Origin of the sequence: Demequina globuliformis, from assembly GCF_000975155.1 — a bacterium.
Taxonomy (GTDB): domain Bacteria; phylum Actinomycetota; class Actinomycetes; order Actinomycetales; family Demequinaceae; genus Demequina; species Demequina globuliformis.
In genome coordinates this window covers 249,993-271,003 of sequence record NZ_BBRG01000001.1, presented here as the reverse complement: position 1 = coordinate 271,003, position 21,011 = coordinate 249,993, and the positions used below count along the sequence as shown (strand labels likewise).

Annotated in this window: 19 protein-coding genes; 5 read left to right on the top strand and 14 right to left on the bottom strand. The window is 66.4% G+C overall.

The genetic code is table 11. From position 1 onward, the window contains the following. Nucleotides 1-51: 51 nt before the first annotated feature. The 3 genes from AOP75_RS01200 to AOP75_RS01190 form a co-directional block, all read right to left on the bottom strand. On the bottom strand, nt 52-1,236 hold the full coding sequence (locus AOP75_RS01200; protein WP_062076564.1) for an exonuclease domain-containing protein: 1,185 nt from the start codon (nt 1,234-1,236) through the stop codon (nt 52-54). Between the two features lie 34 nt (nt 1,237-1,270). Next, nucleotides 1,271-4,060, bottom strand: a complete 2,790-nt coding sequence (locus tag AOP75_RS01195; RefSeq protein ID WP_062076563.1) for an AAA domain-containing protein — start codon at nt 4,058-4,060, stop codon at nt 1,271-1,273. 92 nt (nt 4,061-4,152) lie between these two features. Next, the gene (locus AOP75_RS01190; protein WP_152649903.1) at nt 4,153-4,833 is read right to left on the bottom strand and encodes an 8-oxoguanine DNA glycosylase OGG fold protein; all 681 of its coding nucleotides are present in this window, start codon (nt 4,831-4,833) and stop codon (nt 4,153-4,155) included. Nucleotides 4,834-5,038: 205 nt separating this feature from the next. Here AOP75_RS01190 and AOP75_RS01185 point away from each other — a divergent pair, with 205 nt between their 5' ends. Then, entirely contained in the window at nt 5,039-5,503 is a 465-nt protein-coding gene (locus AOP75_RS01185; protein WP_062076561.1) for a hypothetical protein, read from the top strand. Nucleotides 5,504-5,574: 71 nt separating this feature from the next. Here the strand turns inward: AOP75_RS01185 and AOP75_RS01180 are convergent, their stop codons facing one another. Beyond that, entirely contained in the window at nt 5,575-6,426 is an 852-nt protein-coding gene (locus AOP75_RS01180; RefSeq protein WP_062076560.1) for a PIG-L deacetylase family protein, read from the bottom strand. Between the two features lie 225 nt (nt 6,427-6,651). On the opposite strand from AOP75_RS01180, the gene AOP75_RS01175 reads away from it, so the two are divergent. Both AOP75_RS01175 and AOP75_RS01170 read left to right on the top strand, forming a co-directional pair. Further along, complete coding sequence (locus tag AOP75_RS01175) at nt 6,652-7,578, top strand: hypothetical protein (protein WP_062076559.1); 927 nt, start codon at nt 6,652-6,654, stop codon at nt 7,576-7,578. A 75-nt stretch (nt 7,579-7,653) separates the two neighbouring features. Continuing rightward, a complete protein-coding gene (locus AOP75_RS01170; RefSeq protein WP_062076558.1) occupies nt 7,654-8,955 on the top strand; it encodes an MFS transporter in 1,302 nt (433 codons plus the stop codon). Nucleotides 8,956-8,971: 16 nt separating this feature from the next. Here the strand turns inward: AOP75_RS01170 and AOP75_RS01165 are convergent, their stop codons facing one another. Genes AOP75_RS01165 through AOP75_RS01150 form a run of 4 tightly spaced genes read right to left on the bottom strand, consistent with a single transcriptional unit; the run spans nt 8,972 to nt 14,997 of the window. Then, on the bottom strand, nt 8,972-11,965 hold the full coding sequence (locus AOP75_RS01165; protein ID WP_062076557.1) for an AAA family ATPase: 2,994 nt from the start codon (nt 11,963-11,965) through the stop codon (nt 8,972-8,974). Further along, nucleotides 11,962-13,224, bottom strand: a complete 1,263-nt coding sequence (locus tag AOP75_RS01160; protein ID WP_062076556.1) for an exonuclease SbcCD subunit D — start codon at nt 13,222-13,224, stop codon at nt 11,962-11,964. The genes AOP75_RS01165 and AOP75_RS01160 overlap by 4 nt, the downstream gene beginning before the upstream one ends. A gap of 51 nt (nt 13,225-13,275) precedes the next feature. Beyond that, a complete protein-coding gene (locus AOP75_RS01155) occupies nt 13,276-13,638 on the bottom strand; it encodes a hypothetical protein (RefSeq protein WP_062076555.1) in 363 nt (120 codons plus the stop codon). A 9-nt stretch (nt 13,639-13,647) separates the two neighbouring features. Beyond that, nucleotides 13,648-14,997, bottom strand: coding sequence for an MFS transporter (locus tag AOP75_RS01150; protein ID WP_062076554.1), 1,350 nt, complete (start codon nt 14,995-14,997; stop codon nt 13,648-13,650). A 286-nt stretch (nt 14,998-15,283) separates the two neighbouring features. Between AOP75_RS01150 and AOP75_RS01145 the strand changes: the two genes are divergently transcribed. Continuing rightward, nucleotides 15,284-15,712: a hypothetical protein gene (locus AOP75_RS01145; RefSeq protein WP_062076553.1), complete on the top strand. Its 429-nt coding sequence runs from the start codon at nt 15,284-15,286 to the stop codon at nt 15,710-15,712. A 10-nt stretch (nt 15,713-15,722) separates the two neighbouring features. Then, the gene (locus AOP75_RS01140) at nt 15,723-16,250 is read left to right on the top strand and encodes an aminoacyl-tRNA deacylase (protein ID WP_439645178.1); all 528 of its coding nucleotides are present in this window, start codon (nt 15,723-15,725) and stop codon (nt 16,248-16,250) included. A gap of 86 nt (nt 16,251-16,336) precedes the next feature. Here the strand turns inward: AOP75_RS01140 and AOP75_RS01135 are convergent, their stop codons facing one another. From AOP75_RS01135 to AOP75_RS12470, 6 genes are all read right to left on the bottom strand, one after another. Then, nucleotides 16,337-16,900, bottom strand: a complete 564-nt coding sequence (locus AOP75_RS01135; protein WP_062076552.1) for a dienelactone hydrolase family protein — start codon at nt 16,898-16,900, stop codon at nt 16,337-16,339. A 59-nt stretch (nt 16,901-16,959) separates the two neighbouring features. Continuing rightward, nucleotides 16,960-17,766: an anti-sigma factor gene (locus AOP75_RS01130; RefSeq protein WP_062076551.1), complete on the bottom strand. Its 807-nt coding sequence runs from the start codon at nt 17,764-17,766 to the stop codon at nt 16,960-16,962. Continuing rightward, the gene (locus AOP75_RS01125; protein WP_062076550.1) at nt 17,763-18,389 is read right to left on the bottom strand and encodes a sigma-70 family RNA polymerase sigma factor; all 627 of its coding nucleotides are present in this window, start codon (nt 18,387-18,389) and stop codon (nt 17,763-17,765) included. Before AOP75_RS01125 ends, AOP75_RS01130 begins: the two co-directional genes overlap by 4 nt. Nucleotides 18,390-18,439: 50 nt before the next feature. Next, nucleotides 18,440-18,766: a hypothetical protein gene (locus tag AOP75_RS01120; protein ID WP_062076549.1), complete on the bottom strand. Its 327-nt coding sequence runs from the start codon at nt 18,764-18,766 to the stop codon at nt 18,440-18,442. 160 nt (nt 18,767-18,926) lie between these two features. Further along, on the bottom strand, nt 18,927-19,097 hold the full coding sequence (locus AOP75_RS12590) for a hypothetical protein (protein WP_161794513.1): 171 nt from the start codon (nt 19,095-19,097) through the stop codon (nt 18,927-18,929). 115 nt (nt 19,098-19,212) lie between these two features. Beyond that, entirely contained in the window at nt 19,213-20,901 is a 1,689-nt protein-coding gene (locus tag AOP75_RS12470) for a cytochrome c biogenesis protein CcdA (RefSeq protein WP_062076548.1), read from the bottom strand. Between the last annotated feature and the right edge of the window lie 110 nt (nt 20,902-21,011).

Below are 21,011 nucleotides of genomic sequence, written 5' to 3'. Positions count from 1 at the left end.
AGTCTTTCTTGTCGTGCAAATACGCGTGAAACAACAACGTGTTGCGCGGGGTTAGGTGAGGACGCTCTCGGAAACTACGGGAACCCCGGTCTGCCGCGCCTTTTTCGCTTTGCCGGAGTTGGAACCTGGCTCTTTGGCGATCACCGCTGCAACGCCCTTCTTGACGCCGGGCCACACCGCCAGCCCCTGAGACTCGGCTAGCGCAGTGAGCCGGGCCTTGTCTGCGGCGCCAAACCCGGTGAGGACGACCAGTGCTCCCGGTGCGAGGTTGAGGTCGCTGGAGACCGTGCTGACATTCGTGGAGGCGTGCGCGAGCAGCGCCTCGGTTTCGATGTCTTCTAGATCGAGGAGGCTCGCGAGATTGATGATGTGCGCTCGTTCGTCCGCGGTAAGGACGTCGTCTTCGCAGGCGCTATCGATGACGGCGAGCAGATATGTGCGGTGGAGAGCGGCACGGGCCGACTCGGAGAGTCCCAGGTTTGCGGCGAGAGCGTCGAGGTCGCGACGCTCTTTTGCGGTGATCTTCCTGTCGAGGAGTACTCGCTCGAGAAGCTGCAGGTATGCGTCTTCGTTCGCGTTGGATGCGAGTGGCTGGTACGACGTGACTACTGCCTCGAGGAGTCCGCTGCCAGGGGCCGAGGCACCGCGTGGCACAGTCGGGGTGTGTAACGGTTCCGTCGTGGGCCAGTAAAGTTGCTCGCCTGCGCAGCACAGCCGGTCCCACTGGTGGCCGACGGCGGGATGTTTTCGGTAGTGCAGCAAAAGGTCCGCGGTCGCCTCCGCATCGACAAGGGCCGCGTGCGCCCCATCGAGCGGGATGCCGTAATAGGCGCATGCGTCCGCCAGCTTTGTCGGCACGCTGAGTTGTCGCGCCAGGCTCATTGTGCAGACCGCATCGTCCGGGGTGATCGAGAGCGTGACACCGGTACGTGCGTACTCCGCGATGAGGAAACGCATATCGAATGGTGCGTTGTGTGCGACGAGCGTGCGGCCCCCGAGGAGGGCGGTTAAGTCGCCGCTAATGCGTTCGAACGTTGGCGCAAGGCGAGCGTCGGTCGCATCAATACGGTGGATGTGTTGGGCTCCGAGGTCGCGTTGCGGATTGACCAAAGTCGAGTACGAGTCCTCGCGCCGTCCTTCGCGGTCGAGCAGGACCACCGCGACTTCACAGATCCGGTCGGTCGTCTTGTAGGCAAAGCCCGTGGTTTCGACATCAATGACTGCGTATCCGGCCATGGACGCCCCCTCAGCATCGTTGGTGTAGGCGACTCTATCGGACCGGAGAATGCCTGCTGTTACTTGTCCATGCTCGTGTGACCGATTTCACGAAGCTTTGAACTCTCTGGTCCTCACCGCTCCCCGTCGTCGCAAACCTCTCGAGCGGAACACCATACGTTTCCAAGATCCGGTCCTTGAGTGCATCCTTCTCGAGCTGCTCAGGATTGGCGGCATGAAATGCGTGCCCGTCCACTTCGATCGCACCCAGCGCGCGGCCTGTGACCTCGGAGTAAAGCACAAAGTCGAGCGACGCCCCACGGCGCACGTAGCCGGCAGCGGCATCGTCCAGCAGGTCCAGGTGCGGGAGCAGGTTGATGAGGTGCACCTGTGTGGCGACACCAATGCCCTCGAACCCGGGCCCTTCGAGCGTGCGCTCCAACACCAGCAGCATCGCCTCCTCCGAGCGGTACTGGAGCCGGCCCGTGATGCGTCGCGATACCTCGAGCAGGCGTTGGGAATAGGTCGAGTAGAGGACGTCGAACACGGACACCACCTTCGAGCGGTACACGTCGCCCGGGGACTGCATCGCGATGTACTCGGATAGCGCGGTGAGGTTCGCGTAGTCGGCGGGGAGGTCGGGGTTCACGACCAGGGCGAAGTGTTGCTGCGCTCGCGAGACGGCCACATTGATCATCCTTGAGTCGTCGACAAACGCGACCACGGCATCGGCCGGATCCGGGCCCGACACCACTGCGGACATGACCATCGCCTTCTTCGCCCGGCCTTGGTACTTGTGCACCGTGTCCGCCTCGAGACCCGGGCACGCGGTCACTGCAAGGTTCGCCTGCGCGCGGTAGGGCGTTACGAGACCAATGTCGTCGAGAGGGAAGTCGGCCAGCACGTGCGGAACTACCTCTTGGGCCACGACGTCGAGTTCGCGCTGGTTGACGCCGCCGCCCGTAGGAGCGCGGCGGGCGTGATAGCCGGGCGCGGTACGGACCAGGGACATCGCGGGGCCATCGCCCTCGCCGGTCATGGCCAGTAGGGCGCCGCCGTAGTACTGGCGATTGCAGAACTCGATGATGCGCGGATCGCAGCGGTAGTGTTCGCGCAGCATGACCCGCGGCAGCGTATCGCCGTAGAGCTCGATGACGGAACTGAGGATGGAGTGGCGCTCGAAGTCGTACGGCCCGTCCGGGGGAGTGGCGTTTGAGGCACTATCACTAAGGATGTGTCCCAACTGGTTAGTGTCGCCCACGATCACCACTCGCCGCGCCATTGCCAAGGCCAGTACTGCCACGGGCAGGCTGATCTGCGAGGCTTCATCCAGGATCAGTACATCGAGCAGTTCGTTGGCGTTGACGTACTTAGGAAGCGAGTGGCACGAGCTCAAGATCGCTGGGTACTCGCGTGCCAGACGGTCGGTGTCCTGCCACATGGTGTCCGCGTCGAACGTGGGAGCGTCGGCATCGGAGCGCCCTCCGTACCTGGCGACGATTCCCGCGTCCAGAACGTCGCTCGACATGTGCCGCACGTCGCGAACGGCGGCCTCGAGTTCGGCAGAGCCGAGCAGCGCCTCGGCCTGGTCAATTTCGTAAGTGAGTTCGTCGATGCGCGCCGTGTAAAACTCCTGCTGAACCTGCGCGCGGATGTCCGCATCGAGCACGTGCGGTCGCAACCCAAAGGTGCGCCGCAGCCGCCGCCTCTGTCGCCAACTCCGCCACCTCGACAGGCCGGTGTCACGCACCTCAAGTTCCGCGAGCAGGGTGACCAAAGCATCGGCCGATGCTTTGGTCACCTTCCGCGGTAACTCGACCGCATCAGTCAGGGCGGCTTCACGCCGCTCGAGGAATAGGGACTGTTCTGCACGCGTCACACGGAGCTCCGCGCGTGCCTGTGCAAGCCGCCACTGGGTCCGGTACACCGTCGTCACGGCCGAGCGCGCTGCGGCGAGGCGCGTGGGGTCGATGATGGCGGGGGAGAGCCCCTGCACGTAGGTGGTGAGCTCGTTCGCGCGCAGCCGCTGGCCCTGGACAAACGCCTCGACACGTTCGCGATTGCCCAACGGTGCAGCGACGAAGCCCAGCCCCTCCTTTGTGAGCTTCTCGTAGATGTTGTCCACGGCGGCGTTCGCGAGGGTTGCCACCGCGACCTTGCCGCCCGGATCGGCGACGACATTCGCGATGATGTTGAGGATTGTCTCCGTCTTGCCCGTACCCGGAGGCCCGTCGATCACCGTGATCGGCTGGGTGAGCGCGAGAGGAACCGCTGTCCGCTGCGAGAGGTTCGCTTGGAACGGGAAGATGGGCTCGGCCGCTTCTGGGTCGGAAGTGGGATCCGTGGGGTCGCCTGCGTTGAGGTAGCGCGCGAGTGCACTGCCGGGGTGGACAAAGCGCATTCGCTCGAATCCCCGCCGCGTGGGGTCGTCTTCGGGTAGTCCCTCCGAGTACGCCTTCAGTGCTTCCCATACAGGAGTGGCTTCTCGGGTGACCCCGGAAGCCAGAATCTCGATGTCCTGAGCTGCGCGCGCCACTGACCAGAACCCATTCGTGTACTGCACGCGGCCCCACCCAGTCGTGTGGTCCCCGAAATACTGGACGCGCGTGGCTCCTCCGGCGACGGCGCCAGCGATGGTGACGCGTTGGTCGGGGGCAATAGAGATGTCCTCAGTGGCCTCCGAAAATACAACCCGCTCCGGACCGTACTGGTAACGCTTGCCGTTGGAGAACGTCACCGCGAAGCCCTGGTCTGTTGGCTGGACGTTGCGGACGTCGCGCGTCCGGTCTTTCCATCGCTGGGATTTGGTGTCGAGGATCAGGACGAGGTTGTTGTGGCCGCTCATATCTTCGCTCGACACCCGTCTATTGGCTAGGCACTGTGTCGCCACAGGAGAGTTGTCGATGCATGCTCAGGATGACGTCCGACGATCGACTCTCACCGCAATACGGTGTCGAGTGAGCGGTCGTCGGTCCAAGACACGTGCGACCGTCGGGCAACCGCGAAGATCGCTTCTTCTACATCCACGATTGAGGTGCCCTCCTCGGCCTCGCCGGCCCAATGGTTGAGTACCTTCACATAGCGGACGTAGTCATCGGTATAGCGAACACGGATCGGCGCAATGGTGCCTCGGTTGCGATTTACGTATTGGCGCGTGACTTCGTCGAGAATAGGCAGCGCCATCGCGCTTCGCGCGGCGCCCTGGGCCGACGAGACGTAAAGCCACTTGGTGAAGAACGACGGACCTAGGTTCTTGCATTCACCTTCGCCACGGTTGATGAACCGGTACGCCTTGTCGGCTCTGTCTATGAGCGATCCGGTCCGCGCGAGATTGCTTGCCCCGGCGAGCCGTGCCTCTACCGATGAGGCACCCTTTGAGTTTTCGGCGGGCTCGCTCTCTATGACGCTTCGCGTTCGCGATGGGCCGTATCCTGCGGGTCCGTAGCCCCAGATCATTGTCAAGATAAAGGCATCGAGATACCTCCCGGAGCCAATGGCTCGATCTGCAAGTGCGACAACTTCATCGCGACGGATACTGCCGCCGAGGGAGCTGAGATCGAGCTCCACTTGTGCCGTCGCATTGATGAGTGCCTGCCACGGCTCCGTTGGGAATCTCACGGGCGGATGCCCGGGGGGACGATTCCCGAGTTCGACTCGCAAGTCCGCTGGCAATCGGGGAAACCGTGCGTCCGTGGGATTGTTGTCGTCGACATGTGACATATGTGCTCCTCAGCAATGTGGTGGGCACTCGTACGGCCCGTAACGACCATATCGACACGGTCCGACACGTCACAATGTCAGTGTGTGCGTTTAGTTTGAGCGAATGACCTCACACGATGGTGGCCAAGACGAAAACGACGGGGGCGAGGTGCAGCGCTCCGTGCGTATGACCCGGGCTTGGGAGCTGAGTTCGCGCCGCTTGACGTCGCGCTCGCACACTTGGTGCGTCCCTGAAATCGCAGACAAGCGCGCGGCAGTCCGATTGGTCCGCGAGGAACTTGCGTGTGAGACTCCCGACCCTTTCGCGCAGTCTGACTTCACCGCGCTGCTTCATAACCTCATTGCCGCGTTGTTCACTCATCAGGATTGCGATAAAGACAACGTCGCGGAAGCGCTCGGGCTCGTTGACGAGTACGTTGATCGAAGCGCTCGGCTGTTCACCGAGGCCATCGCGGGCAATCTGAGCGAGCGAGATGCGGCTATTGAGCGCTCCATTCTCGCGTCTGCGGTTGAGTTGCGTTCGGAGGTTCGTGACATCGCGGGAGTTCACGACCCTTGGGACGCCTAGCGGATCGTGCCGGACCAGCGCTCAGGTGTGACGGTCACCCGTACGGTAAACCGATTCGGACATCGGCCCTACTACGAAACCGAAATCGAGTCCTCGGTGAGGTCGCGAACGTAGTAGAACTCCTGGTCCCACAACGCGTAGACGAGCCACTCCGGTAGGCCGTAGCTGGCTTGGAGGTAGTCCTCTTGGGAGGCATGGATCTCCCAGCCGTCTTTCTTGAGGCCCACCTCGGCGGGCATGGCGTAGTGAGGGTCGGGCTGGTTCGCCGCCACGAACGCGCCGGTTTCCCCGCCAAACATCTCGAGGGCCTTGGTGGGGCTGATCGTGTACACCAGGTAGTCCGGCCCGGCGTAGGTGCCGCCCTCCCCGGCGACCTGGGCGATGGCCAGTTCCGTGATGCGCCCGGTCTCCATGTGGTCGGCGTGGCCGGTAGCGCCGCTGGCGGGCCAGAAGCCCACGATCACATCGGGCTCGACCCGCGTGATCGTCGCCGCGAGGCGGTCGACGAGCTCCGCCTCGTCTGCCTGGGGCACGCCACCGTCGGGGTAGTCCCACACCTCGTGCTCGTCGACTCCTAGGTGAAAACTGTTCTTGAGGGCCTCTGCTGTGCGGACAACGCCGAGGTCTTCTTGCCGCGCCACGACCGGCACCTGCGTGCCAGCCTCGCCCGCCGTCATGGTCACCATCGCGGTGTAGGCGTCATCCTGATCATGCGCGCGCCAGAACAGGCCGTTCACTGTTTGCTCGTCATCGGGGTGCGAGAAGACACCCAGCACTCGCTCGCCGCCAATCTCGCCTATCACCGAGTCAACCTTCTGCGCTGACGGCATCTGGAACAGTTGGCGTCCCATGAAGTAGGCGGTGATGAGTGCCGCGACGAGCACGACTCCGACAACGATGAGCGCGATCCAGCGCTTGCGCATTCTGACTCCCTTAGGCAGATGGTGACGAGGGTTGATCGTACTGGTGGAATCGCCACCACTTAGCTACGGGCTAGTCACCCTCAAAGGTCGCTGTGAAGTCGACGTCGAGGGCGACGAGGGCGCCCAGCACGCGCGACATGTGAGCGACGCGAGATTCCCGGCGCATCAACAGCCAGGCCAGACGGCCCGATAGGCTTCGACTAACAGTTGACAGGGGAGGGGTCCTTGAGTCGCTTTGAGCGTGACGAGAGTGCCGATCAGGTCGCGCCTGTCAAGGAATGGCTGCAAGGCGAGCCCATCAGCCGAGCAGTGATGGAGACCGTGTGGAACGCGGAGCACGGCGCGCCGTACGAGTCCACCATCGCGAACTATCGGTGGGCGGTGTCGCTGGTGCTCACGCACCTGTGGGACGGCGGCGACGTGCCCGAACCTGGATGGCTTCGACACGCGCCGCAGACATTTGGAATCACGCCCGTGGGTGCGAGGCTCATCGACGCTCTGGCCTTTCACGTGGCGCACCTGTACGGGGTCCACGAGCGCGGCTGGTCGGTCATCCTGGACCGGACTGCAATCCTTTACGGCGAGGCGATGGTTGGCGATGACGGGCGTAGCTGCGCCTCGTCGACGATGTCTGCCGCCCTGTATTGGGCCGAAGGCGGCTGCGGGACGTCGCGCTTCCAATTCCCGTTCCATGTGAGCCGCGAGTTGGCGCACGCCGCCGCTGCGGATGCGTGGCCGCAGGACCAGGACGTGGTGCTCGCGCAGGCGCGCCGCGCGTCCAAGCGCCGCCTGGGCGGACTGCTGGGTAAGGGGGCGCCCACCTGGCATATCGATGTGCCGCCGATGCTGGCTGAGGCCCCGCCCGTGACGGTGATCGAGGAAGTCGCGTTTCGTCAGCTGCCGGTCGAGGAGCTCATTCAGTTCGTCGAACCCTCGGACCGCGTGGAGTTCACCTACGTGGTCAGTGTCGACAACGCCGCGCTCTACCAGTGGGGAGAGAAGGCGTACGGCCAATACGAGTCGGCGCTGGCGGCACAGCCGGGCATCGACGCCGTGGAGGGCGAGGACGTCGAACAGCTCTACGTGCTCGCCCCCACGCTCAGTGCGGAGCAAGCCCTGGCGGCGGCGCGCGCGGCGGCTCCTCGGGGCTAGTCCTGCCCAGCTGCGGCTCGCTCGCCCGCTCAGCCCGAGCATCGGCCCTTTGAGCGGGCCTGAGACAATGAACCCGTGCCCTCCCAACGCATCTTCGCCAAGCTCATCAAGGATGACGACGCCGACCTCGACAGCGTGAGTCAGGACGCCCGCCCCTACGTCGCCGGCAACGCAGTGCGGCAGATGGCCGCGCAGGCGCTTCAGTCCACGGGCGACCAGGTCGTCAACGCGAAGACGGTGCTGCCGTGGCTGCTCAACGCCCTGGGCGCGCCTGGCGCGTTTGTCGCGTTCGTGGTGCCGATCCGCGAGTCCGGGTCAATGTTGCCGCAGGCCGCGTGGGCGCCGTGGGTGCGTCGCCAGCGGGTGCGCAAGTGGGTGTGGGTGGCCGGATCCGTGGGTCAGGCGCTCGCAGCCGCAGGGCTTGCGCTCGTGGCGGCCACCGCTGAAGGCGTGTTGGCTGGCATCGGTGTGCTCGCCGCGCTCGCGGTCTTTGCACTTGCCCGCTCACTGACGTCAATCGCGAGCAAGGACGTCCTGGGACGCACCGTGCCTAAGGGCGTGCGCGGGCAGATCAAGGGCGTCACTACGGTTGCGGCCGCCGTCGTGGCGCTCACCCTCGGCTTGGCGCTACGCATCTGGGGCGGGGACAGCGTTGGCGTGGGCGTGCTGGCCGTGCTGTTCGCCGGCGCTGCGGTCGCGTGGGGCATCGCCGCCGCGGTCTACGCGACCATTCGTGAACCCGCGGAGGACGTCGAGCCTGAGGCCGAGGACGGGCCCAACTGGGCCGCGCAGGCATGGGAACTGTGGAAGGCCGATGCCGTCTTCCGTAAGTTCGTCATCGCCCGCGCGCTGTTGCTCGTCACCGCGCTGAGCCCGCCATTCGTGGTGGGCGTAGGGCTGGCGCAGGGGGCAAGCGGGCTCGGCTCGCTAGGCCTGTTTGTGCTCGCACAGGGCGTGGCAGGGATCATCGGCGGCCCGCTGTTCGGGCGTCTCGCGGACAAGTCCTCGCGCCGCCTCATGATCGGAGCTTCGCTCGCGAGCTCCGCCGTGATCGTCGTGTTCTTGGGGCTCGTAGCGCTGCCTGCCACGGGCGAAGCCGCCTGGCTGGCGCCCGCCACGTACTTGCTGCTCGCCCTCGTGCACGTGGGTGCGCGGCTGGCCAGGAAGACCTACGTCGTGGACATCGCCGAGGGCGACCAGCGCACGCAGTATGTCGCCGTCGCGAACACCCTCATGGGCGTGCTCTTGCTCGCCGCCGGCGCGATCACCGCGGCGCTCGCGGCCTGGGGCAACGACTACGCCCTGGCACTGCTGGCCGCGCTTGGTGTTGCCGGAGCGATCGTGGGCCGGAGCCTTCCGGAGGCGCGCGAGGCATAGACCCCCTACGCGGCGCCTACATCTGCTTGGCCACCACCCGGCTCGATCCGTCGGCGGCCTTCACCACATCCAGCTTTGCCGGGATCTGCTCCTTCATCGCCTCCACGTGGGAGATGAGGCCAATGGTGCGGCCGCCGGCCCGCAACTCGTCGAGCGTCGACATCGCGACCTCGAGGGTGTCGCCGTCGAGCGAACCGAAGCCCTCATCGATGAACAAGGTGTCCAGCCGCACTCCGCCAGCCTCAGCAGACACCGTCTCCGCGAGACCCAGCGCCAGCGCGAGCGACGCCAGGAACGTCTCTCCACCAGACAACGATCGCGTAGAGCGGGACCTGCCCGTGTGAGAGTCGGCGATGCGCAGCCCCAGACCGGTCTGCGTGTTGCGATACTGCCGGTCGTCGTCGTGCTCCAGCCGGTACTGCCCGCCGGACATCACCTGCAGCCGCTGGTTGGCCGCGGACACGATCCGCTCCAACTTGGAGGCCAGCACAAAGGACTCCAGCCGCATGCGTCGCTCATTAGGTGGATCTCCCGCGACGGAGTCCGCGAGCGTCAGCGCCACATCGCGGACCTCGCGTGCCGCCTGCGTGGCGGCAGCCTTGTCGTCGTACTCGTTTCGCATGGTCCCGACCTGAGTCGCGGTGGCCTTCGCTGATGCTTCCGCCGCGACCGCTTGATCGCGCGCCTGAGACGCCTCCGCGGACTGCGACGCCAGCGCCTCAAGGTCCGAGACCTCGTCAGGCAGGTCCTCCTCAGCGAGTTCAGCCACCACGGCCTGGGCGCCGCTGAGCCGCGTGCGATGCTCCTCGACGCCGCGGGCCAGCGCGTCCAGCTCGCCCGATGAGAGTGAGGCCTCGAGCGCGGCATCCGCGGTGTCGAAGTCGCTCGCGCTGAGCGCCTGGGCTACCTCGGCCTCGCGCGCCGCCGCCGCACGCCCAGCCTCATCCACGTCCCCGGCGGCGCCGGCAACGCGTTGCAACAGTTCCCGCGCGTGACCGAGCGCATCCGCGTACGAGCGCACGGACTCATAGCCCTCGGGTGCGGACGCGGTGAGCGCCTCGGCATCGGCCACGTCCTTGGTCGCCGCCGCCACTGCTACCTGAGCCTCGCCCACGGAATCCGCCGCCGCCTGCACGTCGGCCTCGAGCGCGTCCACCCGTGCCTCGAGAGCAGCAACCTCCGCGCCGAGTCGGTCGCGCTCGGCCGCGGCGTCGGTCGCTCGATCGTGCGCCTCGCGGGCTTCGAGGAGCGCGGCGTGAGCCTCTTCCTCATCGGTATCGCCGGTGGCGGCACGCGCGGCCGCCACGTCCCTGTCGACCACCCTCGCCGCCTCGGTGGCTGTGGTCAGCGCGGCGTGCGCTGCCTCCATCTGCGCGCGGGCCGCCTCCACCTCGTCATCGGTGACGTGGTCGTCGGAGGGCCTCGCCGGCGCCGGATGCTCCGTTGACCCGCACACCTGGCACGGCTCACCCGGCTCTAGCGCCTGTGAGAGGTAAGCCGCCTGTGATCGCAGGCGCCGGTGCACCAGGGCGTTGTGTGCCTCGGCGGCGCGCACATGAGCCGTGGACGCCTCGCCTTCCTTCACGCGCGCCGTCGCCAGCGCGGCCTCGAGCTCGGCCGCCCGCGCATGGGCGTCCAGCACGTCGCCTGCTCGCCGGAGCGCTCCGGCGGCGTCGTCCAGACGGGCCGATGCCACGGTTGCCTCCTCGCGCCGCTCGCGCAACTCAGCAAGGTGGGTGGGCAACTGCTTGCGCTGGTCGTCTAGTTCCGCATGGCGCTCGCGTGCCGTGGTGAGCGTCGCCTCAGACTCCGTGAGGTATTGGCGGAGGTCAGGGAGGGCTTGCTCGGCCTCGAGCGCCGGGGCCAGAGCGCCTGCCTTCGACGCGGCCTGCTCTGCCGCTACGCGCAGAGCATCCTCCGAGGCCTCGGAGAGGTCCTCATCTGCCGCCGCACCGGCCGGCCATGCGAGCACCATCGCCGGGTCCGCAGTCGCCGACTCGCACGCGAGTCGGTGCCGCGACCGCGCCGTCTCGAGCGCCTGTGCGGCGTCTCGCGCGGACCGGACGGCGCCCACCAAGGGCGCTGCGGCGCGTGCGAGCCCCAGGCGCTCGACGTCCTCGGCGTGAGCGTCGGCCGCCTCCTCGAGTTCGGCGAGCGTCGCGCGCGCCCGCTCGAGCCGGCCACGCTTGTCCTCGACGGCCTTCGCCTGCGCGAGCGCCTCCGCCGCGGCATCGGCCCGCTGAGCCGCCTCCTTACGCGCGCCCGTTGCCTGTTCCGCGGCCCCTGCCACTCGCTCGGCTGCGTCCCCCCACCACTGCGTGACCCGCGCGGGCTCCGGAGCCTCAGTGCCCACGAGCGTCACCGCACGCGCCACGAGGTCGCTCAAGGAGGCATCGGCCGCCTCGACATCTCGGCCACGCTCCCGCGCGACCTCGCGCAAGTGCTCCTCGATGGCGCGAAACCTCGACGTGCCGAACAGGCTACGCAGCACCGCGAGGCGGTCCTTGGTGTCCGCCTGGAGGAACTCCTGGAAGCGTCCCTGCGCCAGCAGCACCACCTGCAAGAACTGCTCGGCTGTGAGGCGCATGATGTCGGCGATCGCCTGGCCCACCTCGACGGGGCGCACGGCGAGCGCCTCCCAGTCACCGTCCCGCTCGATCCACAGTTGCGCGCTCGCCGCCTGCTTGGTGAGCCCGTCGCCGCGCTGCTTGGGCCGCATGAAGTCGGGGGAGCGGGTGACTTTGTAGCGCGCGCCGCCGGCCTCGAACGTGAGCGTGACCTCGGTGGGGTCGCCTGGCGCGCAGAAGTGGCTGCGCACAGACTTGTCGGCGCCGTCGTAGCGGGGCACCTTGTCGTACAAGGCGAACACGATGGCATCCAGGATGGTGGACTTGCCCGCGCCAGTCTTGCCGGTGAGCAAGAAGATGTCGTCCTCAAACTGGGTGAAGTCGATGCGCTGGCGCGCCAGGTACGGGCCAAAGCCCTCGATGTCGAGTGTCAGGACCTTCATTGCGAGGCCTCCGTGCGCTCCAACGCGTCCAAGGCGCCGTTGAACAGTTCGCGCTCCGGCTCGCTGGGGCCGGCGCCGTTGCGCACGTACGTGAGGAACTCCTCGAAGACTTCCACGTCGCTCTTGCCCTCCACGCGAGCGGCGTAATCCTGTTCGCCGTGATCGTGGACGTTAGACGGGCGGTGGGTCAGGGTGACCGCGTGCGGGAAGCGCTCTTGGATGGTGCGCATGGCGTCGCGGGGAAGCTGGTCGTCGGTGAGGACGACCTCCACCCATGCCTCGCGGGCATCCTCGTGGGTGCCGTCACCCATCAGCTCGGCGAGAGTGCCCTCGAGCCGCACGGCCGCCCGCGGTGTAGGCAGGTCGATCCACTCCGTTTGTGCGGACCCGTTGCCGTCGATGTCGACGAGCCACATACCCTTTGCGCTCGACCGCTCTCCAAAGCTGAACCGTAGCGGCGCACCTGAGTAGCGCACCGTGTCGGCCAGCACCTGCCGCGAGTGGATGTGACCGAGCGCCGCGTAGGCAGCCCCGTCAAAGGTGCTCGCCGCGACAAGGTTCAGCCCGCCGCGCGTGATGTCACGCTCCTCCGCACGCCCCGAGTCCTCTGTGGTCTCCGGCGGCGCCTCGCCACCGACGGATGCGGCGAAGCAGTGCGCCGCGACGATGTACCTCGGCGAGCCAGAATGAGCCGAGCCGGAAGCGACCCTCCCGGCCGCATCGGCCCTCAAAGCGACATCCGCCCTCAAAGCGACATCCGCCCTCAAAGCGACATCCGCCCTCACCTGGTCCACGGCAAAGGCCAGCGCGTCCTGATGCGTGCTGCCGGTGAAGTCCGTGTATGCGCTGCGCATGAACTCCGGGTGCAGGTACGGGATGCCGTAGACCAGCACCTCGCCGTGTGCGTCGGCGACCGCGACGGGGGAGAGGTCCGTGTGGTCTGCCCTGATGTGGACGCCACCGGCGCTGGCGAAGGCGGCGTTGTGCGCCAACCGTGCAGGCCCGTCGTGGTTCCCGGACGTGAGGATCACGTGGGCACCTGTGGCGCGGATGTTCTTCAGCGCTTCAGCCAGGATCGTGAAGGCCTCCGCTTTGGGGGTTGAGGAGTCGAACACATCGCCCGCAACGATCACAGCGTCCACATCCCGCTCGCGTGCGGTGTCCGCGATGGCACGCAAGACGGTGCGCAGATGCTCGTCTGTGCTGTGCCCGTGGAAGGTGCGCCCAATGTGCCAGTCACTGGTGTGCAGAAACCTCATAGGTGGCACAGTATCGGCGACCTGCGACATCGCCTCCCGGCCGGGCAGCTGCTAGTCGGTACCAGCCTGCGCGTCACCGGGCTGCGGGCGGCGTGACCGCCAATTGTCGATGAGCACCTTCGCCTCAAACTGCGCATGCAGGGTGTGGAGGACCTTCTCCACGACCTTATAGATCGCATACACCGGGAGCACCGCGAAGGCCCCCACGATGAGCCCGCCCAGCATGCCGGCGAACGAGAACGGAAACGACGCGAACGGGTCTGTCACCAGACCCCCGTAATAGCCGCCAACGAATCCCGCGAGGGCAATCTGCCCGCCGACCCACACCGCGAACAGCACGGTGAGTGTCGAGGTGTTCTTGAGCGCGGCGAGTTCGGGGGCCTGGAGCCGTCCGTCAGTGGTGAGAGAAGCCATAGCCGGAACCTAACTGATGGTCCCTCGCGACGCAGCGCGCCGGCGCGCCTCTGGGGTGCGGGCGCGCCGGTGGAGAAGGCGAGTGGCCTCGGGCGCGACCTGCCACACCAACACTGCAACCACCGCCGTGATGAGCGCTGAGGCAACCGGCAGCCACTGCGCGCCCCACCAGGCCAGGATCCCTGCGCCCAGGGCGGATCCCAAGGCGTTGCCAGCATTGAACGTGCTGGCCTGAGCGCTCATGCCAATGTCGGAGGACCACGGCGTGTGGCGCAGCGCCCAGTTGGCCATCGCCGCCACCGCGGTCGACCATGCGAGCCCCTGCACTACCAGCATCACGATTGCCACCACCGGCATGTGCCCCATGGTTGCGAGGCCGCACCACAACAGCAACAGCAGGCCCTCGCCCACCGCCAGGGACTTCACGGGCCAGCGGTCTAGGAAGCGGCCCACGGCGTACATCGACACCATGCCGGACGCGCCGGCGAGGGCGAGCAGAGCTGGCACCGACTCCTCCGAGAACCCCGCCACGTCGACGTAGAAGGGGGCGATGTAAGTCCACGTGGTCGCCGTGGCCGTACAGGTGAGCAACACCACGACGAGCACCCGGATGAACCGGGGCAGTGATGGCACGTCGCCCCGTGCCACGGAGCCCTCTGAGGTGCGAAAGCTCGGCATGAGGACAGCGATTGCGAGGGCCACCGCGATTCCGAGCGCCGCCAGAATCCAAAACGGCACCTGCCACGACGTGCGTTGGCCCAGCACCGTCGCGAGCGGCAGCCCCACCACGCCCGCCGTTGCCCCGCCGAGCATCAAGCGGGTGACTGAGCGGCCCCGCAGGTGAGGCGCGAAGAGCCCGGCCGCCGCCGGGGTGGCGACCGCCCAGAACAGCGCGTGACCCAGGGCGGTCATCACGCGGCCGGTCATGACGAGCGCGAAGGAGTCGGACAGGGCAATGACGAGCGCGCCAAGTGACCAGAAAGCCATCACGCCCACGAGCACCGCTCGCCGGTCAAGGCGGGTGGTGAGGAGCGTCAGCGGCACGGTCGCGACCATGACGGTGACGGCGAAGCCGGTGGTGAGTAGGCCAATGGTGGACTCGCTTTGATTGAGGTCCACGGCCATGGAGCGGATCAGGCCAAGCGGGGCAATCTCATTGGTGACCAGGGCGAACGCGGCGCAGGCCATGACCACGAGCGTGGCGCGGGCGCGTCGTGGCGTCGTCACTGGCGTCCACGACGGACCGTGGCCGCGTGCCTGCGGGCGGTGGTCTGACGGGGAGGGGACCCACGTGGCGTCACCGGTGTGGGCGGCAGCGGTGGCGGCGGCGCGCGGCAGTGGGTGGTCGTCAGTAGGCACGGCGGGTCCTGTCATCTCAACACTGATGTCACGCAAGTGTGGCACACTTTCCGACCGGACGGTAAGGGCCGATGCCGGGGCTGGGAAGCTGTCATGTGGGCGTGCGCTCGGGGTGCGGCAGGCGGGTCAATGGGAAGTAAAGGCTGGGGAATAACCTGGCCGTGCGCGGTGTTGTGGCCATCGAGATGATCATCAGGTCACAGTTGGGTATCGCCCTCGGCGGGAGGGTGCAAATGGTGCAAAACTGGTCACTGATGGCGCGCAGTCCCCACACCATGGAGGAAACGTGACAACCCCCGGACTCCCGGTGCCCCGTGCAGGTGCGTGGCGTGTGACGGCCACTCGTACCCGCGCGTCGAGGGCGCCGCAGCCATCAACCGACCCCATCGCGGACCCGTTCCCGCTCGACATCGATGAGGCGCACACCCCGCATGCCGCGCACCCAGCGCCCGAGCACGCGAGCAACGTTGCGGCACGGCGCGCATCGATTGGAGTCGTCGGCCTCGAGTGGGGCGTCAAAGCGGCCGTCCTGGCCGCGATCATCGCCCTGGTGTACAGCGCGATCTCAGGGAACTGGTTTGGCGCCGCGACGGACGCCGTCGGCTCTTGGTACGGCGAGGAAGTAGCGCCGTGGATTGCTGTCGACGTTGACGACGTGCGCGTTCCCTCGGGCAACTTCTCCACGGACTCCGCCGTTGTCCGCACGGGCAAGTGAGAGGCTCCGCGTGACACACACCGGCAGCGAGCCCGCCCGCGAAGCCGACATCCCCGACACCGCCGCTATCCGCGCTATTCAAGACTTAGGCATTGAGCACCAGATCACCCAGCACGGGCCCGTCGCCTCACTCGACGAAGCAGCGCGGGTGCGAGGTTTGGAACCGCGACAAATTCTCAAGACACTGGTGGTCCGGCGCGGCGAGGGCGACTTCCTGTTTGTGCTGGTGCCAGGAGACCGGCAGATCTCATGGCCAAAGTTGCGCGACTACCTTGGCGTGAGCCGGCTCTCGATGCCTGACAAGGATGTGGCGCGCGAGGTCACTGGCTACGAGCGCGGAACCATCACGCCGTTTGGCGCAGCGAGGTCTGCAGATGGTACGCCCTGGCCCGTGATTGCCGACCGGCTCGTGGTGTCGAGAGAGGGCCCCGTGTCCATTGGCGGGGGAGCGCACGGAGTAGCAGTCAGCATGGACCCCGCCCAGCTCGTAGACGTGCTCAATGCCGCAGTGGCGGACGCGACAGATCCACTCGACTGAGTCGCTACTGGACTGGGTTGACACTGGGCTCAGTCGATACAGGGCTGAGTTGCGCAAGAGCTACGCTGCGACTCCCGCGAGCGGCTCTAAAGGTCGCCGAGCCAAGCGAGCACCCGCTCCTCAAACCTGTCGGCAGCGTCGGCGTCGTAGTCGTCCAATGAGGGGTCCACGAACATGTGGCCCTTGTCCGCATAGGTAAAGACCTCTGCATGGGGTGCTGAGCGGTGCAGAACCTCGACCTCTTCCGCCGTGCACCAGTCGTCCGGGTCAGCGACGTGGACCTGGAGCGGCACCTGAGGGCGCCATGAGGACCCCAGGTGGTCAGGATTGGCGGCGCCGCCCATGAGCACGCACCCGCGCATCCGGCGCACGTGCTGCGCGACCAATTGCGCTTGCATGGTCCCCATCGAGAACCCCATCGCTACGTCAGCATGCGAAAAGGTGCGCGCCGACCGCATGGCGACGTGTGCCACGGCGTCGCGGCCAATGGTCGCGGCAAACGCGATGCCCTCGTCCAGGTTGTCGAATACGCGCCCGGAGTAGGTGTCAGGCGTGTGCACGGTGTGGCCATCCCCGCGCAGGCGATCAGCGAACGCACACAGCCCGTCGGTGAGGCCGTGCGCGTGGTGGAACAGCAGAATCTCCGCCATAGGTCCAGTCTTACGCGGATCGGGCTGGTCTGCACGGTGGGCGACTTCGCGCTCACGTCCTATGCCTTGGTGGGCATCTCCGTCACGCACACGGGGTCGGACGTCGGTTCGCTTGATCCGCCGGGGGGCTCTACTGTGACGGCCACTGCCGCCACATCACCCATCGCGCCCTCTGCCACGGCCATGTACTCACCGTCGTGTGGCATGAACGTGGGCCCGGCCATCTTGGTGCCGTCGGCCATCACCAGCCATAGCTGATACTCCATGCCGTCGTCGGGCATCGGCGCGGCCGTGCCCATCACCACCAGTGAGTCCATGCGTTCACTGGTGACGACGTGACCGCGCCCCAGCTCAAGATCCATCGAGGCAGCATCCGGGGCGGACGCGACCATCATCACGTCCTTTTCCAGCGCAAGTTCGGCCTCGCGCTCCGCACGGGCTCCCGTCCACGTGACCCCGGCGATCACCGCGAGCACGGCCGATGCCGCGGCGACTCCCGACAGCACCCACCGACGGCGGGCAGCACGCACGCGCGCGTCGCCACGAGGGGTCCGATCGCGGCGTCCGGCCAGCTCGTCGTGCGGCACGGCCGCATCGCCGATAGCGGTTGCATGAGCGGCTGAGGTTGCGCCGTCTGGGGTGACCTGCGGCGTGCGGCGGACCTCATCCATCACGGCACCTTTGAGGCTCATGGGAGGCGCGCTTTCCTGTGCCAACGCGAGCTCGTCAACGGCACCCGCGAGTGAGCGCACCTCGTCGCGGCAATCGTCGCAGCCCGCAAGGTGGTGCGAGAACTCTGCGCGCTCGGCGTCCGTGAGCGCGTCGACGACGTAGGGCGCGGCAAGTGAATGAATGTTGTCGTTCATCGATCCGCTCCCCACGTGTCTCGAAGTTTAATGAGGGCGTCGCGGATGCGAGCCTTCGCAGTGCCCAACGGAATCTCCAGGGCGTGGGCCACCTCCTTGTGGGTGTAGCCCTTGAAATATGTCAGTTCGATTGCTTCCCGCTGACGCTCCGTGAGCGCCTGCATGCCCGTCCTCACCCGGGCGGCGCGCCATTCGTGGTGCATGCGGTCGAGCACCTGCTCCTGGCCCCCGTGGTCCACCTCTTCCACGACCGCATGGCGCAGCATCCGTGTGGAGTGTGCCTGCTCGGATCTCACACGGTCAACGGCGCGCCGGTGGGCGATGGTGAGGATCCATGAACGTGCGGTGCCGGCAGAGCGGTCAAACCGCGCCGCCTGCCGCCACACCTCGACTAGCGCCTCTTGCGCAACATCGCGCGCCATGTCGCGGTCGCGCACTATTCGCAGGGCGAGGCCGAACACCGCCGCGGCGACGAGGTCGTAGAGCGCTTGAAACGCATCCTCGTCGCCGCGGGCGGTGCTTTCCACGAGGCCAGCGAGAGCTTCCGGGGAATCGGGCGTCGCGGCCTGCGGAGCGGGTGACCCGGACGCGGGTACGGCGCGCAAATGACGCTCAGCGTTCATGTCGCCGTCTCCCTCCGTCACTCGTGATCACCCCGTCCAACGCGCGTCAGTTACGCGTCGTCCTTTTCCATGGAGTCATCTTCCTCCATGGAGTCGTCGTGCTCCATCGAGTCGTCTTCCATGGAGTCATCTTCCTCCATCATGGAGTCGTCCTCCATGCTGTCCTCTTCCATGGCGTCGTCCTCCTCCATCGTGGAGTCGTCCTCCATGGAGTCCTCATCTTCCATCATCGCGTCCTCCGAGGGCTCCATGGACTCTTCCATCATGGTGTCCTCGCTCATGGCGTCCTCCGGCTCGGACGAGTCACCACAGGCGGCGAGTAGGGAGCCCGACAGCAGAATGACTGCAGGGACGGCGAATGTGCGCAGAGCGGGCATCTTTTCCTCCTGATGTTGCGTGTCGCGGGCCCGGATTGGCCCTGTATGGAGAGTTCGGAGGGCCGATGCCCGCGGATGGGTCGGGAGGAAAACTCGCCTAGACATGGCTCGAGGGGCGCCCCGGCACTGGGGACGCCCCTCGAGTGGGAGGGTGACGGCTTTAGCCGTCGGAGTCCATCGTTGATTCCATGGTGGACTCCATGGTGGACTCCATGTCGGTGTCCATCGTCGAGCCCTCGTCGGTGTCAGACGACGAGTCGCCGCAACCGGCGAGCATGGCGCCCGCCAATGCGAGAGTGGCGGGGATGGCAACTGCCTTACGAAGCTCCATTGGATACCTCCTGGGGACTCAGTGTGGTGGCGGGCCACGGTGACCCGCCCCTACCATTCACACCCGAAAAGTCCGTTTCTGCCAGCCGAGACGGGCAAAATCTTGCCCAAGTCCTTTACCCGAAGGTGAAGGCGTAGACCTCGATTCCCGGCGTAAACGAGATGTCGATGATGTCCTGCATAGGCTCGCCCGTCACAAGGTCGTAGCGGTCTGCGGTGCCGTCAACGGTCACCTCGGTCACCTCACCCGTCGCCTTAGACGTGACCGTCACCGTTCCTTCGCCGGCCATGACCAGGTGCACGTCGGCTGCGTAGTAGTTCAACGTGAGTGAGGCATCGGCCCCCGTGAGGGCGTATTCGTCAGTCAGCGTCCACTCTCCCCGGTAAGCGAAGCGGTCTTCGCCCGGGGTGCCGTCGTAGCTGAACTGCGCGGGCTGGTCCTCGACCAGTTGCTCGGCGTTTTCGGCGTATTCCAGGCGGCCGTATCCCACATAGGTCTCGGGGGTGCGGCCAGCGGTGTGGCTGCCGGGATCGGCCTCGACCGTCCCCGAGTCTTCCGCGCCCAGCAGCTCCTGAATGAGTCGCTCGGTGTCCTCATAGGCGCCCTCGCCGTAATGTACCTGAACGACAGTGCCGTCCGTGTCGACGAGGTAGTGGGCTGGCCAGAACCGCTGGTCCCACTCGCGCCAGGTCTCGAAGTCGTTGTCGATCGCGATGGGGTACTCGATCCCGTAGCGCTGCGCCGCGTCCTCGACATTCGACACCTGCTTCTCGAAGGCGAACTCGGGGGAGTGGACGCCAACAATCGTCAGGCCCTGGTCACGGTACTTCTCGTCCCAGGCCGTGATGTAAGGGAATGTGCGCTGGCAGTTGATGCAGGAGTACGTCCAAAAGTCGACAAGAACGGGGCCGTCGAGGTTATCGAGATCGATTGCCTGCCCGTCAGGGGTGTTGAGCCACTCCTGAATGCCAGGGAGGTCGCGTGCAGGTCCGCAGTTGCGCAGCACGTCCCCGCCAGCGTCCTCGCATTCGTCGAACGTCATCGCGCCCACTGCCGCCGACTGTTCTTCGCGCCCGGTCAGGTCATCGAGTTCCGAACGCACGGCATCGTTGTCCTCGATCGCCTCCTGTGCGCTCGCGAGCACCCCGGGAACCCATCGCTGGAGGGGTTCCGCAACGTTGGTGGCGATCACGACTGCCGTCAGAATCAGCACCACGCCAGAGCCAATGCGGATCGCCTCAAGGCGTTCACGAATGAACCGAATCCTCGACCCCATGGCCTGACCCGCCAAGCCGAAAGCGAGCAGGGGGATGGCGATGCCTAGAGCGAACGACAGCGTGAGTGCCACGAGGCCCCAGGAGAATCCGTTGGTCGCCGCCAATACCGTGATCGACGCCAAGATTGGCCCCGCGCAGGGCACAAACACGAGTCCGAGCGCGAGCCCCATCACAAAGCCATTGCCGTCGCGGTCCATGCGGATAGGGCGGATGCGCTCGAACGGCCGTTGCAGCAACTCTCCTAGCGGCGGGATCGCAAGCCCCAGGCCCACTACCGCGAGAACCACGATGCCAGTCCACCGCAAGAGTGCATCGGGCAGCCCCAGCGCGGACAGCAGTAGGCCCCCCAGCAGCGTGAAGAACGCGAAACTGGTGACCAAACCTGCGACGACCGCGATGGGGCGCCGCCGCGACGTAGCGCCGTCCTGAACCGAACTGGTCAGGATGGCGGGCAGCACGGGCAGGACGCACGGGCTGAGGGCGGTGATGATGCCGGACAACAGGCCGACGATGGCGAGCGTGATCATGTGGAGTGTTCGGTGCGGGTGGACAGGGGGTTGGGTCTCGGCAAGGTCACAGTTCGCGGTGATATGGGCCGCTGGAGCCTGAACCGGTTGCGGCTCTCCCCACCATCGGT

Excerpts from the sequence above, each read along its gene's own strand:
- AOP75_RS01180 (WP_062076560.1), bottom strand. The coding sequence starts at position 6,426 with ATGCGCAAGCGCTGGATCGCGCTCATCGTTGTCGGAGTCGTGCTCGTC.
- AOP75_RS01135 (WP_062076552.1), bottom strand. The coding sequence starts at position 16,900 with ATGGCGGAGATTCTGCTGTTCCACCACGCGCACGGCCTCACCGACGGG.
- AOP75_RS12590 (WP_161794513.1), bottom strand. The coding sequence starts at position 19,097 with ATGGAGCTTCGTAAGGCAGTTGCCATCCCCGCCACTCTCGCATTGGCG.
- AOP75_RS01200 (WP_062076564.1), bottom strand. The coding sequence starts at position 1,236 with ATGGCCGGATACGCAGTCATTGATGTCGAAACCACGGGCTTTGCCTAC.
- AOP75_RS01195 (WP_062076563.1), bottom strand. The coding sequence starts at position 4,060 with ATGAGCGGCCACAACAACCTCGTCCTGATCCTCGACACCAAATCCCAG.
- AOP75_RS01155 (WP_062076555.1), bottom strand. The coding sequence starts at position 13,638 with ATGGCTTCTCTCACCACTGACGGACGGCTCCAGGCCCCCGAACTCGCC.
- AOP75_RS01130 (WP_062076551.1), bottom strand. The coding sequence starts at position 17,766 with ATGAACGACAACATTCATTCACTTGCCGCGCCCTACGTCGTCGACGCG.
- AOP75_RS01125 (WP_062076550.1), bottom strand. The coding sequence starts at position 18,389 with ATGAACGCTGAGCGTCATTTGCGCGCCGTACCCGCGTCCGGGTCACCC.
- AOP75_RS01120 (WP_062076549.1), bottom strand. The coding sequence starts at position 18,766 with ATGCCCGCTCTGCGCACATTCGCCGTCCCTGCAGTCATTCTGCTGTCG.
- AOP75_RS01160 (WP_062076556.1), bottom strand. The coding sequence starts at position 13,224 with ATGAGGTTTCTGCACACCAGTGACTGGCACATTGGGCGCACCTTCCAC.
- AOP75_RS01185 (WP_062076561.1), top strand. The coding sequence starts at position 5,039 with ATGACCTCACACGATGGTGGCCAAGACGAAAACGACGGGGGCGAGGTG.
- AOP75_RS01165 (WP_062076557.1), bottom strand. The coding sequence starts at position 11,965 with ATGAAGGTCCTGACACTCGACATCGAGGGCTTTGGCCCGTACCTGGCG.
- AOP75_RS12470 (WP_062076548.1), bottom strand. The coding sequence starts at position 20,901 with ATGATCACGCTCGCCATCGTCGGCCTGTTGTCCGGCATCATCACCGCC.